Source organism: Mesorhizobium escarrei, assembly GCF_935825525.1.
GTDB lineage: Bacteria > Pseudomonadota > Alphaproteobacteria > Rhizobiales > Rhizobiaceae > Mesorhizobium > Mesorhizobium escarrei.
Map to the genome: position 1 here is coordinate 70,480 of NZ_CAKXZT010000152.1, position 13,263 is coordinate 83,742.

The window sequence follows — 13,263 nt, forward strand, 5'->3', positions numbered from 1 at the left end:
CGCAATCACTGGCTCTAGACGGCGACATGGCTCCACGGGCACCGACACTGAGCGAAACGCTTTTCAGCGAACCCGGCACAAGGGACGGGCGCCGGCTGCTTGCGCTACCCGGCGTGGTGGCAATTGCCGGTGCGCTGGTTACGGCGGCGATCTCCTTCGCCATCCTCGTCGGCGCCACGCCGATCACGCCGGACGAAAGGACGACGCTGGCGCTTATCGCCGTCAATGCGGCGTTCATCCTGTTCCTGATCGCGCTGGTTGGCCGCGAAGTACATCGTATCGTGATGGCGCGCCGGCGCGGCAAGGCGGCGTCGCGGCTGCATGTGCGGATCGTCGCGATGTTCGCGCTGGTCGCCGCGATTCCCGCCATCATGGTGGCGATCATCGCCTCGATCACGCTCGATATCGGTCTTGATCGCTGGTTCGAAATCCGCACCAAGACGATCGTCAATTCGTCGCTGTCGATAGCCGATGCCTATGTGCAGGAGAACGCGCGCAACCTCCAGGGAACGACCCTGTCGATGGCCTACGATCTCGACGCCTCCCGCACGCTCTACGGCCTCGATCGAACCGGCTTCCTCGATCTCATGAACAAGGAAGCCGTCGGACGCTCGCTGGCCCATGCCGCACTGATCAGGCTCGACGGTTCGTTCGTCATGAGTGCCAAGACCGACGCCGATTTTGCCATGCCGGAGCCGCCGGAAGGCGCCATGAGCAGTGCCGTCGACGGCAGGCCGGTGCTGATCGAACCGAAGACGCGCAACATCATGGGCGCCATCGTCAAACTGCGCGAGATCGAAGGGCTCTATCTCTACACCATCCGGCTCGTCGATCCGGAGGTGATCAAGGCGCGGCAGATTGTCAGATCCAACAGCGACGAATATCGCGGTCTGGAAGACAATCGCCGCACCTCGCAGGTGGCCTTTGCACTTCCCTATCTGTCGCTGACGCTGATCATCATTCTGTCCGCCATCTGGACCGGCATCGCCGTGGCTGACCGCCTGGTGCGGCCGATCCGCCAGCTCATCGGCGCGGCCGACGAGGTCGCGACCGGCAATCTCGACGTTGCCGTGCCCGTTCGGCCCTCCGACGGCGACGTCGCCTCGCTCGGCGACACCTTCAACAAGATGCTGCTGGAACTGAAATCGCAGCGTAACGAGATTCTGTCCGCCAAGGATTTGATCGACGAGCGGCGGCGTTTTTCGGAAGCCGTGCTTGCCGGTGTCACCGCCGGCGTGATCGGCGTCGATCCGTATGGCATCGTCACCATCGTCAACCGGTCGGCCGAAACGATGCTGGCCATATCCGCCACCGCCGCACTGGGGCAAAACCTCTCCGCCGTGCTGCCGCATGTCGGCCGCGTCTTCGAGATCGGCCGCAAGTCGGGCAAGCCAGTCCATCGCGAGCAGGTGACCTTCTATCGCGCCGGTACGGAGCGCACCTTCAACGTGCAGATCACGGTCGAGGCCGGCGACGACGGTTCGGAGGAGAAATCCTATGTCGTGACGGTGGATGACATCACCGATCTGGTCCAGGCGCAGCGTTCCTCGGCTTGGGCAGATGTGGCGCGGCGCATAGCCCACGAGATCAAGAACCCGCTGACACCGATCCAGCTTTCGGCCGAGCGCATCAAGCGCCGCTACGGCAAAGTCATCACCGAAGACCGCGAGGTTTTCGATCAGTGCACCGATACGATCATCAGGCAAGTGGAGGACATCGGCCGCATGGTCGACGAGTTCTCCGCTTTCGCACGCATGCCCAAGCCCGAAATGAAGGCCCTCGATTTGCGCGAATCGTTGCGCGAAGCCTCGTTCCTCGTCGAGGTTAGCCGCTCCGATATCACCTTCGAGCGCGTATTCGGCAACGAACCGCTCAAAGGCACTTTCGACAGCCGCCTGATGGCGCAGGCTTTTGGCAATGTCATCAAGAACGCAGCCGAGGCGATTGACGGACTTGATCAAAAGGACCGCTCGCACGGCATAATCCGGATTCAAGCCGGGCGCCAGAATGGTGCGGTTCGCATCGATGTCATCGACAACGGCAAGGGCCTGCCGCGCGAGAACCGCCAGCGATTGCTCGAGCCTTACATGACGACACGCGAGAAGGGCACCGGGCTTGGCCTCGCTATCGTCAAGAAGATAGTGGAGGACCATGGCGGCCGGCTCGAATTGCATGACGCGCCGGCGGATTTCAACGACGGGCGAGGCGCGATGATCAGCATCATCCTGCCGCTCGCCGCCACTGTACCGTCGCGCGGCGAAGGCAGGACGGAACCCGAAAGAGAAACTGAAAAGGTCGGTAATGGCGTCTGACATTCTCATCGTCGATGACGAGGAAGACATCCGCGAGCTTGTCGCTGGTATCCTGAGCGACGAAGGTCACGAAACCCGCACGGCATTCGATGCCGACAGCGCCCTGGCGGCGATCGCCGACCGGGCGCCGAGGCTGATTTTCCTCGACATCTGGCTGCAAGGCTCACGCCTGGACGGACTGGCGCTGCTGGACGAGATCAAGACGATGCACCCGAGCCTGCCGGTGGTGATGATCTCGGGCCACGGCAACATCGAAACGGCGGTCTCGGCCATCCGCCGCGGCGCCTATGACTTCATCGAAAAACCGTTCAAGGCCGATAGGCTAATCCTCATCGCCGAACGTGCCATTGAAACCTCGAAGCTGAGACGCGAGGTTTCCGATCTCAAGCTGCGCAGCGGCGAAACCTTCGACCTGATCGGCATGTCGTCGGCGATGAGCCAGTTGCGCCAGACCATCGAGCGCGTCGCGCCGACCAACAGCCGCGTCATGATCATCGGGCCGTCCGGCTCGGGCAAGGAACTCGCGGCACGCGCCATCCACACGCTGTCGGCGCGCAAGAACGCCCCGTTTGTCACGCTGAGCGCCGCCAACATCACGCCCGAACGCATGGAGGTCGAGCTGTTCGGCACCGAATCAAACGGTGTCGAACGCAAGGTCGGCGCGCTCGAGGAAGCCCATCGCGGCATTCTCTACATCGACGAAGTGGCCGACATGCCGCGCGAAACGCAAAACAAGATCTTGCGCGTGCTGGTCGAACAGCAGTTCGAGCGGGTAGGGGGCACCAAACGCGTCAAGGTCGATGTCCGCATCATTTCGTCGACGTCGCAGAACCTGGAGGCGATGATCGCCGACGGTCGTTTCCGCGAGGATCTCTATCACCGCCTGGCTGTGGTTCCGGTCATGGTGCCGGGATTGGCCGAGCGGCGTGAGGACATCCCCTATCTTGTCGACAATTTCATGAAGCAGATCGCCCGCCAGGCCGGCATCCGGCCGCGGCGCATCGGCGACGACGCGCTGGCGGTGCTGCAGGCGCACAACTGGCCAGGCAACGTTCGCCAGTTGCGCAACAATGTCGAGCGGCTGATGATACTGGCGCGCGGCGACGATATCGATGCACCGATCACCGCCGATCTCTTGCCTGCCGAGATCGGCGATGTCATGCCGCGCACGCCAAACCAGTCCGATCAGCACATCATGGCGCTGCCATTGCGTGAAGCGCGCGAACAGTTCGAGAAGGACTATCTGATCGCCCAGATCAACCGTTTCGGCGGCAACATCTCGAAGACGGCCGAGTTCATCGGCATGGAGCGCTCGGCGCTTCACCGAAAGCTGAAGTCGTTGGGCGTCTGACAGCTAATCCAGTCGTGGCCCACGCAATTATCGGTTACGGCGGCGGCGGAATCGCATAAGAAGCGCTACAGCACCGCGCGTCTTCGGGACGCGCAACGGACGCTGTTGCATTTTGTTTTTTGCGCATAATCCTTCCCCGAAAAATAGATTCCGATTTTCGGGGTCATGCGCTGACGTCTTCAGGGGTGACCCATGCCGCGCATTGCCTATGTGAACGGGCGCTATGTCGCTCACGCCGACGCCTTCGTGCATATCGAGGACCGTGGCTATCAGTTCGCCGACGGTGTCTACGAGGTCTGCGAGGTGGCGCGCGGCTTCATCGTCGATATGCCTCGCCATCTCGGACGGCTGAACCGCTCGCTGACCGAATTGTCGATCGACTGGCCGGTCACGCCGGGCGTGTTGCCGATTATCCTGCGCGAGGTGGTCCGCCGCAACCATGTCACCGATGGCCTGGTCTATCTTCAGGTGACGCGTGGCGTCGCCAGCCGTGATTTTGTTTTCCCGGGGGGGGCGAAGCCGTCGCTGGTGGTTACCGCCAGGAAAGCCGATCTCGCTGCTGCCGCCAAGCGGGCCGAGAGCGGAATCAAGGTCATCACCGTGCCGGAGAACCGTTGGGACCGGGTCGATATCAAGTCGGTCGGCCTCCTGCCAAATGTGCTCGCCAAGCAGAAGGCCAAGGAAGCCGGCGCCCAGGAAGCCTGGTTCGTCGATGCCGACGGCATCGTCAAGGAAGGTGGATCGTCGAACGCCTGGATCATCACCAGGGACGGCGTGCTGGTGACGCGTCCGGCCGAGCACGGCATCCTGCGCGGCATCACCCGCACCACGCTGTTCGAAGTGGCCGCCAAGCTCGGCCTGAAGATCGAGGAGCGGGGCTTTTCGGTCGCCGAAGCCAAGGCCGCGCACGAGGTTTTCATCAGTTCTGCGACCACAATCGCCATGCCGATCGTGGCGATCGACGGTGCTCCCGTCGCCGACGGCCATCCGGGCTCGATAACACTTTCCTTGCGGCACGCCTTTTTTGACGTTGCGGAAAAAAGTCCAGCCTGATAACCGCAGAGGTGGAATGAACATCAATATATCTCGTTCTGCTTGTCGTTATTGACGGCAAGATGGTGTTTGCGCGCTTGACATGTGCCAGGTAATTTGGCGCATTGGCCTGCAAACCGAAGGGGATCGGCGAAAGACAAGAACAATGGCGGAACGATCGCAAAATCTTCAGGACCTGTTCCTGAATTCAGTTCGCAAAAGCAAAAACCCACTCACCATCTTTCTCATCAACGGCGTGAAGCTGACCGGTGTGGTCACTTCCTTCGACAATTTCTGTGTTCTGCTGCGTCGAGACGGCCATTCCCAGCTCGTCTACAAGCACGCCATTTCCACGATCATGCCGAGCCAGCCGGTTCAGATGTTCGATGGCGAGGAAAGCCAGGGCGCCTGATTGGCACGTAAGAAAGACGCGGACCGCAGCGTTCGCGAAAAACCAGCATATCAGCCGGGGACGGAAGCCGAAGGCCCGACCCGGGCCGTGGTCATCGTACCGGTGCTTACCCGCCAGCCGCGCGGCGACGAAGACACGAATCGTCCGCGCCTGACGCGTTCTGCCGAGGCTCGCCACGACGAAGCGGTCGGCCTTGCCCAAGCCATAAACCTCGACCCGATCCATACCGCGGTGGTGACCGTCAACGATCCCCGGCCTGCAACCCTGCTCGGCAGCGGCAAGGTCGCGGAGTTCGCCGAGATCGTCAAAGAGGGCCGTGCCGAACTGGTCATTGTCGACCATCCGCTGACGCCGGTGCAGCAGCGCAACCTGGAAAAGGAATTGAACGCCAAGGTGCTGGATCGCACCGGCTTGATCCTGGAAATTTTCGGCGAGCGCGCGCGGACCAAGGAAGGCACGCTGCAGGTCGATCTGGCACACCTCAACTATCAGAAGGGCCGTCTGGTGCGAAGCTGGACTCACCTCGAGCGCCAGCGCGGCGGCGCCGGTTTCCTCGGCGGCCCTGGCGAAACGCAGATCGAATCGGACCGCCGTGTCCTGCAGGACAAGATCAACAAGCTCAAGCACGAGCTCGAAACAGTGCGACGCACCCGTGACCTGCACCGCGCCAAGCGCAAGAAGGTGCCGTTCCCGGTGGTGGCCATCGTCGGCTATACCAACGCCGGCAAGTCGACGCTGTTCAATAGGCTGACCGGAGCAGGGGTGCTGGCCGAGGACATGCTGTTCGCCACGCTCGACCCGACACTGCGTCGGGTGCGGCTGCCGCACGGCACGCCGGTCATCCTTTCGGATACGGTCGGTTTCATTTCGGACCTGCCGACGCATCTGATCGCGGCCTTCCGGGCAACGCTCGAAGAGGTGGTCGAGGCCGATCTCGTCATCCATCTGCGCGATATTTCGGACCCCGACACGGCCGCCCAGGCCGAGGATGTCGAGCGCATCCTCGCCGATCTCGGCGTCGATGCCGGCGACAGCAGGCGTGTCATCGAAGTGTGGAACAAGATCGACCGGCTCGATGAGGGCAACCGGGAGCGGTTGCTCGCCGACGGCATCGACGGCAGGAAGGCACCGCCGATTGCCATATCGGCCGCCACCGGCGAGGGCATCGACGTGCTGAAGGGGATCATCGAGACACGAGTTTCAGGCGAACTGGAAACACTGACCGTCACGCTCAAGCCCGACCAGCTTGGGTTCGTCGACTGGCTCTACCGCAATGGCGACGTCGTCTCGCGCACTGACAATGAAGATGGCGGTATAACCGTGTCGCTCAAAGCGACGCAAACCGCGCACGAAGAGATAGAAGCCAGATTGCACCGTAAAAACAACGGATAATTTCTGCTACTTCGCGCTTTTAGCTTGCTGCCAAAGCGCCTCCATCTCGTCGAGCGTCGCCCTTTCCAGCGTGTTTCCTGACGCTTCCAGCGCTTGCTCGACATAGTGGAACCGCCACCGGAATTTCTCGTTGGTGCCGCTGAGCGCCGCTTCGGAATCAACCTTGAGATGACGCCCGAGATTGACGACGGCAAACAGCATGTCGCCGAACTCGTCCCTGATCGAAGCTGTATCGCCCTTGGCAAGGGCCTGACGCAACTCGCCGATCTCTTCCTCGATCTTGTCGAGTATCGGCGTGGCCTCGCTCCAGTCGAAGCCGACGCGGGCCGCTTTTTCCTGCAGCTTGAGCGCCCGGGTCAAAGCGGGCAGGGCAACCGGTACGCTGTCCAGAAAACCCTTGCCATGATCCTCCGGATCGTGCCCGCGGGCGAGGCGGGCATTTCGCTTTTCCGCTTTTTCCTCGGCCTTGATCTTCTCCCACATGCCCTTGGCCATGCCGGCGCTGCGCGCCTCATCGTCGCCGAAGACATGCGGATGGCGGCGGATCATTTTTGTGGTGATGGCCTGGACCACGTCGCCAAAGGCGAATTCACCGGCTTCCTCAGCCATCTGCGCATGGTAGACGACCTGCAGCAGCAGGTCGCCGAGCTCGTCGCGCAGATCGTCCAGGTCGCCACGCGCGATGGCGTCCGCCACCTCGTAGGCTTCTTCGATCGTGTAGGGCGCGATGGTCGAGAAATCCTGCTCGATATCCCACGGGCAGCCGGTTTTCGGCGCCCGCAGCGCCGCCATGATCTCGATCAGCCGGGAAATATCTTTCGAGGGTTTCATCGGTCGAATGCTAGCCTGCGTCCGACCGTGTAGCCAACGCCGTCGGCAGGCGAGGGGCGATTGTCCACAGCGCTGCTCAAAACCTCAGACGAGCACAGAGACGATCGCCTTGGCGAGCGCGTCCATGCCGTCTTCCGGCAGGCCGGCGACGTTGATGCGGCTGTCGCCGACCATATAGACGCCGTGCTCGTCACGCAGCCGCTCGACCTGCGCTTCGGACAGGCCAAGCCGGGAAAACATGCCGCGATGGCTGGCGACGAAATCGAAGCGATCGGAATTGGACTGCCGCCGCAGCGCTTCGGCGAACTGCACCCGAAGCCGCAGCATGCGCAGGCGCATCTCCTCGAGCTCCGCTTCCCAGTCGGCGCGCAGCGTGGCGTCTTCAAGCACGATGCGCACCGCGGCCGCGCCGTGGTCCGGCGGCATCGAGTACATGGCGCGTGCGGCCGACAGCATCTGGCTCATTGCGACATCCGCCTGCGCGCTGTCTTTCGCCAGGATCATTGCCGCGCCGACGCGGTCGCGATACACGGCAAAGTTCTTCGAGCAGCTCGAGGCAACGACCATTTCCGGGACTTTCGCTGCCAGCAGGCGCAAGCCGGCGGCGTCAGCGTCCAGGCCCTCGCCAAACCCCTGATAGGCAATGTCGACAAAGGGCAGCAGGCCGCGTTCGACGACGAGGTCGGCTATTTCAGCCCACTGCGCGGTGTCCAGATTGGCGCCTGTTGGATTGTGGCAACAACCATGCAACAGCACCACGTCGCCGCTCCTGGCGGTCGCCAGTGAGCTCATCATGTCCGCGAAGCGAACAGCACCTGAGGCTGCGTCGAAGTAGGGATATTCGCGTATCTGCAGGCCGGCGGCGCGCATCACCGGCATGTGGTTCGGCCAAGTCGGGTCCGACAGCCAGATCGTCGCGTCCGATCGCGTCCTCTTGAGCAGCTCGGCCACCAGCCGCAGCGCGCCCGAGCCGCCGGGCGCCTGCGCCGCACGGATGCGCGAAAACTCGGCCGCAGGGCCAAAAACCAGCCTCGCCATCGCCGTGTTGAAGCCGGTATCGCCGGCAAGGCCAAGATAGGTCTTGGTGTCCTGGCTCTGCAGCAATCGCTTTTCGGCTTCGCGCACGGCGCGCATCACCGGCGTCTTGCCATCGCGATCCTTGTAGACGCCAACGCCGAGGTCGACCTTACCGGGGCGGGGATCGGCGCGGTAAAGGCCGATCAAGGCGAGGATCTTGTCGGCTGGGGCAGGCTGGAGGTCTTCGAACATCGGCGCGGTTCCGTTGGCGGCGGAGTGATACGCAAATCGGCTGTGCTGCGCCAGCGGTTTTCATTTGCGCCAGGCTGAAAACCGCCAACCGGGCGACTGGACACAGAAATCCTTGGCCTGGCCTGGAGGAAGCTCGCACCCGGGGAGGGCCTTGATCGCAGGGCGCGTCGCGCCGTTCTATCATGCCGGTTTGAGAGCAGCAGACGGCAAGGCGGCTCCAGATTGCTGCTTCTTGCCGCCCCAACCGATCCGCGGCAACCATTCAAGGTAATAGGCGAAACCGAACTGCAGCGCGATGCCTGCCGAGATCAGGATCGAGTCGTAGAGGAGGCCGCCCGGGCTGACGACTTTCATCACCTGCGCGATCATGGCGAGGATCGTTCCCGCGACGAAGACCGGCAGCGAATGCTTGCCGAGAACCGCGAGCGGGTGTCCGGGCCTCGTCTTCGCCAGGTTGGAAAGCGCCGGGATTGCCACGGTCAGATAGGCGATCGCCAGAATGTGCATGAGGCGCGACAGCGACAGGAATGTCTTGTCGAAGCCGGTCAGCACGGTAGGCAGGCCGGAGGCCGTCTCGATGCCCCACAGCGGCAGCCGCACCCAAATCAGCGCGCCGACCAGATACAGGACGGCCGCGCTCGCCATCATCCAGTTGAAGCGGATTTCGCCGCCGCGCTTGATATGCAGCATGCCGGCGATGCCGATGACGAAAAGGAACTGCCAGGAGAGCGGGTTCAGGAACCAGAAGCCATCGCCGGGAAAATTCGAAGGCGCGATCTGGAAAATACCCGCGACGAGCCAGAGAAGAGCGGACGCAGCGAGCATCAGGCGCAGGCTGAAAGTGCCAATCCAGAGGAAAAGCGGCATCATCAGAAGTACGACGGCATACATGGAAAGAATGTTGTTATAGCCGATCTGATGCCCGAGCGCCGCGATGCCGAGCAGCGCTTCCGGCGTGTCCTCGATGATCATCTGGATGTTGATCAGCTTCAAAAGATCGGGCCGCGAGAAATGCAATGCAGCCGCCGAGAAGATCGCCAGCGTCGCGACAGTGGTCATGACGTGGGTGACATAGAGGACACCGGCACGCCGCCAGGCCTTCAGGGTGATGAGCAACCGGTTCCCCGGCTGGAACTTCAGTCCGTAGGCGAGCCCAACGGCAATCCCCGAAATCAGCACGAAGGCTTCGGCCGAATCGGAAAAGCCGAAATTCTTGTGCGTGACATACTCGAAGATCGTCCCCGGCACGTGGTTGACGAAGATCGTCAGCAGCGCTAGCGCGCGGAAGACATCGATGCGGGTATCCCGCTGGGCTGGCACATTGCCTGTCATGTCGGGGCTTGTCATGTCGGGTCGATAATTCGTTGAACAAAGCGGGCCCAAAGGGCCGTCGGCGATGGGAAGATTCGGCGGTGAATGTTTCCCGCCTATAACTCGCAAGTGCCCCGAAAATGATGACACCTTCGCAATTTTCCGCGTCACAAATTAATTCACGTGTAAACATCGAATTCCCGGTGGCGCTAAAACAGCGCGGCGAATTGTGTCGGCTGGGGGGAGAGCTGCTCGATCGCGGTGGCGTTGTACGGCGATGCCTGACCTTCCCGGATCGCAAAAAACTCAAAGAGCGGGATTAAAACCCTGCCATGCTCCGTAAACAGGACATGAGAGGGTCGATGCCACGCTTCGATATCATAGGACAGCTTGGTTCTCTGCGGCGCTACGCGCGTTCGCTGACGCGCGACAGCGCAGAAGCAGAGGATCTGGTGCATGACGCGCTGGTGCGTGCCTATGAGCGGCGCGGCACCTTTCGACCCGGCGGAAATCTGCGCGCATGGCTGCTGTCGATCGTCCACAACGCTTTCATTGACGGCTTGCGGTCCCGCAAATCCGAAGCGGTGCGCGTCGAGCAGGCCGGATATCTTGCCGACGCCAGCATGCAGGCACCCCAGGAGCATTCCGTCCGCCTGGCACAGGTGCGCGAAGCTTTTTTCAAATTGCCGGATGAGCAGCGTTCGGCGCTGCATCTCGTCGCCATCGAGGGACTTAGCTACAGCCAGGCGGCCGAGGCCAGCGGCGTACCGCTGGGTACGCTGATGTCGCGCATCGGCAGGGCGCGCGCAGCGCTCCGCGAGATGGAGGACAAATTGCCGGCACGTGCGAAAAGCCACCTCAAGATCGTGGGAGGCCCGTGATGTCCATGATGAGCGAACTGCGCGACCCGGTGACCGATGCCGACCTCGACGCCTATGTCGACGACCAGCTGGACGTTGCCCGCCGCATCGAGGTCGAGGCGTTTCTTTCCGCCCGTCCCGAGGCTGCCGCCCGCGTGATGTCCGACCTCAGGACGCGCGACGAACTGCGCGTGGCGCTTGCCGGATGCAAGGGCATGGCGCGGCCGGCGACGGCTGATGCGGCACGGCGGCTGGAAAGGGGACTGGCTCGAGGGCGCGCGTTGCGCATGTTGCAGCGGGCTGCGGCGGTTGCAGTCTTGGTGGCTGCGGGCTGGTTGGCTAACGGGATCGTCGGGCCGATATCCGTGACGAAAGTCGTCGCCTCGACCCAGCCGCCGGTCTATCTGGAGGAGGCGATCCGGGCACACAGGACGACGATCATACGCGAGGCCATGTCATCCCAGCCGGAAGCGCCGGATTACGATGCGGACGAAATCCGCGCTGCCACGGCAATCGTCATGCCGTCGCTGCCGAAGGACTGGAAGGTCCGTGACGTCCAGATCTATCCGTCGCAGTTCGGCCCGAGCGTCGAGATGGCGGTCGAAACAAGAGACCTGGGACTGGTCTCGCTGTTCGCGATCAGGCCCGGAACGTTCGACGTGGTCCAGCCGACCGTCGCCCCGTCGGGCGAAATTTCCTCGGCCTATTTCCAGATCGGCGAAGTTGCCTACGCAGTCGTCGCCCGAAGCGGTGTCCGCGATCTCGATCGCACCGCAGAAACGCTCGCCAACACGCTTTACTGACCTTCACAAAGGAGAACCCGCATGAACACCCCCAATCTAGGATACCGCACCGGCGTCGGAGCCCAAACCGGCGCCGTCTATGACGAAGGCCTGCGCCAGCACATGCTGCGTGTCTACAACTACATGGGAGTTGGCCTCGTCGTTACCGGCGTGATCGCCTTCGTGGTGGCTTCCACGCCAGCCCTCTACGTGCCGATCTTTTCCAGCCCGTTGAAGTGGGTGGTGATGCTGGCGCCGCTCGCCTTCGTGCTTTTGTTCTCGTTCCGGATACAGACGATGTCCGCCGCCGGCGCTCAGGCGATGTTCTGGGCATTCTGTGCGGTCATGGGCCTGTCGCTGGCTTCCGTGTTCCTGGTGTTCACCGGGACCAGCATCGCGCGCACCTTTTTCATCGCCGCCACCATGTTCGGCGCGACCAGCCTTTACGGCTACACGACCAAACGCGACCTGACCCAGTTCTCGTCCTTCCTTATCATGGGTCTGATCGGCGTGGTGATCGCCAGCATCGTCAACATCTTCCTCGGCTCGACCGCGCTCCAGTTCGCCATCTCGGTGATCGGCATCGCCGTGTTCATCGGTCTCACCGCCTGGGATACCCAGACGATCAAGGAGCAGTTTGCGGAAAATTTCGGTGCGGAATCGCAGCAGAAGCTCGCCGTCTTCGGTGCATTCTCGCTCTATCTGAACTTCATCAACATCTTCCAGCTGCTGTTGAACTTCACCGGCGAGCGCGAATAGCCGCGCCAAATCCATGCATGTCGCGGCAACGGTTTGGCGCGGCGACATGCATAAGCAGAGACTTTGAAGCGCGTCGCGAAAATCGCTCGAAACACGGCGCGCCTGGATATCGGAGTTGCTTCCCATGGACAGGAACGACCAGCAGGCGATCGGCAATCTTTTCGAGAAACTTGCGAATGTCGAGCGGCAGACGCCGCCGCGCGACGCCGAAGCGGAACGGTTCATCAGCGATCAGATTGCCCGGCAGCCCGGTGCGCCATACTACATGGCGCAGACGATCGTTGTGCAGGAACAGGCGCTGAACGCGGCACAGTCCCGCATCGAAGAACTGGAACAACAGGCACAGCAGTCTGCCGGCGGCGGATTGCTTGGCGGCCTCTTTGGCAGCAGCGGCGCCAGGCGCTCGGGTTCGGTCCCGCGGGTCGGGCGCACCGCTGCCGCTGCGCCGCAGGAGCCGCTTTCGGGCGATGATCGGCAGAGGGCAGGCGGCGGTTTTCTCGCAGGAGCCGCGCAAACTGCGATGGGCGTGGCCGGCGGCGTGCTTCTCGGCAACGCGATCGCAGGCATGTTTGGCGGAAGCGAAGCGCAGGCAACCGAGCCGGCGGCGTCACAGCCAGACGAAGCCGCTGCCGACCAGGCAAGCGATGCCGGCTCCGATGGCGGCGGCGATTTCGGCGATGTTGACTTCTGACAAGGAGCGGCAAGCGCGGAGGCCGGTTTGACAGAAAATCGGCTTCCCGAGAGTCTACGGTGTCATAGCAAACGCTGCTCGGCATTTCCGGGCGTTGGCTTTGATAGCCCCGGCAACAACCATAGCGAAGGGCAGGGTGCGGCGCCTTTCAGACGGTCATTAGGTCACACTCAGAGCCGGGATAGGTGCTGCCGTGACCGGCTCCGAAGATCACCCCACGGGGCATGCGGCCATTGGCGTGGCGATCGGGAAAGCCGAGAA

At 62.4% G+C, this 13,263-nt stretch carries 12 protein-coding genes; 9 read left to right on the forward strand and 3 right to left on the reverse strand.

The genetic code is table 11. The features are described from left to right. The first annotated feature begins 26 nt into the window (after positions 1–26). From NMG80_RS27585 to hflX, 5 genes are all read left to right on the forward strand, one after another. Positions 27–2,312, forward strand: a complete 2,286-nt coding sequence (locus NMG80_RS27585; protein WP_254021030.1) for a sensor histidine kinase NtrY-like — start codon at positions 27–29, stop codon at positions 2,310–2,312. Then, the gene (ntrX, locus tag NMG80_RS27590; protein ID WP_254021031.1) at positions 2,302–3,663 is read left to right on the forward strand and encodes a nitrogen assimilation response regulator NtrX; all 1,362 of its coding nucleotides are present in this window, start codon (positions 2,302–2,304) and stop codon (positions 3,661–3,663) included. The genes NMG80_RS27585 and ntrX overlap by 11 nt, the downstream gene beginning before the upstream one ends. Positions 3,664–3,855: 192 nt before the next feature. Continuing rightward, positions 3,856–4,716 carry a D-amino-acid transaminase gene (locus NMG80_RS27595; RefSeq protein WP_254021032.1) on the forward strand — a complete coding sequence of 287 codons (861 nt, stop codon included), beginning with the start codon at positions 3,856–3,858 and terminating at the stop codon, positions 4,714–4,716. Between the two features lie 145 nt (positions 4,717–4,861). Further along, complete coding sequence (hfq, locus tag NMG80_RS27600; protein WP_006202172.1) at positions 4,862–5,107, forward strand: RNA chaperone Hfq; 246 nt, start codon at positions 4,862–4,864, stop codon at positions 5,105–5,107. After that, a complete protein-coding gene (hflX, locus tag NMG80_RS27605; RefSeq protein WP_254021033.1) occupies positions 5,108–6,499 on the forward strand; it encodes a GTPase HflX in 1,392 nt (463 codons plus the stop codon). Between the two features lie 6 nt (positions 6,500–6,505). On the opposite strand, the gene mazG is transcribed toward hflX, so the two are convergent. The 3 genes from mazG to NMG80_RS27620 all read right to left on the reverse strand — a co-directional run bounded on the left by mazG (position 6,506) and on the right by NMG80_RS27620 (position 9,946). Beyond that, positions 6,506–7,330 carry a nucleoside triphosphate pyrophosphohydrolase gene (mazG, locus tag NMG80_RS27610; RefSeq protein ID WP_254021034.1) on the reverse strand — a complete coding sequence of 275 codons (825 nt, stop codon included), beginning with the start codon at positions 7,328–7,330 and terminating at the stop codon, positions 6,506–6,508. Positions 7,331–7,414: 84 nt separating this feature from the next. Continuing rightward, positions 7,415–8,599, reverse strand: a complete 1,185-nt coding sequence (locus NMG80_RS27615) for an amino acid aminotransferase (protein WP_254021035.1) — start codon at positions 8,597–8,599, stop codon at positions 7,415–7,417. A 180-nt stretch (positions 8,600–8,779) separates the two neighbouring features. Then, on the reverse strand, positions 8,780–9,946 hold the full coding sequence (locus NMG80_RS27620; protein WP_254021036.1) for an OpgC family protein: 1,167 nt from the start codon (positions 9,944–9,946) through the stop codon (positions 8,780–8,782). A gap of 326 nt (positions 9,947–10,272) precedes the next feature. On the opposite strand from NMG80_RS27620, the gene NMG80_RS27625 reads away from it, so the two are divergent. The 4 genes from NMG80_RS27625 to NMG80_RS27640 all read left to right on the forward strand — a co-directional run bounded on the left by NMG80_RS27625 (position 10,273) and on the right by NMG80_RS27640 (position 13,002). Continuing rightward, positions 10,273–10,791 (forward strand): sigma-70 family RNA polymerase sigma factor, encoded by a 519-nt coding sequence (locus NMG80_RS27625; RefSeq protein WP_254021037.1) that lies wholly within the window; start codon positions 10,273–10,275, stop codon positions 10,789–10,791. Between the two features lie 8 nt (positions 10,792–10,799). After that, on the forward strand, positions 10,800–11,573 hold the full coding sequence (locus NMG80_RS27630) for an anti-sigma factor family protein (RefSeq protein WP_254021148.1): 774 nt from the start codon (positions 10,800–10,802) through the stop codon (positions 11,571–11,573). Positions 11,574–11,594: 21 nt separating this feature from the next. Next, entirely contained in the window at positions 11,595–12,311 is a 717-nt protein-coding gene (locus tag NMG80_RS27635; RefSeq protein WP_029352369.1) for a Bax inhibitor-1/YccA family protein, read from the forward strand. A gap of 124 nt (positions 12,312–12,435) precedes the next feature. Next, positions 12,436–13,002: a DUF2076 domain-containing protein gene (locus NMG80_RS27640; protein ID WP_254021038.1), complete on the forward strand. Its 567-nt coding sequence runs from the start codon at positions 12,436–12,438 to the stop codon at positions 13,000–13,002. Positions 13,003–13,263 lie beyond the last annotated feature (261 nt).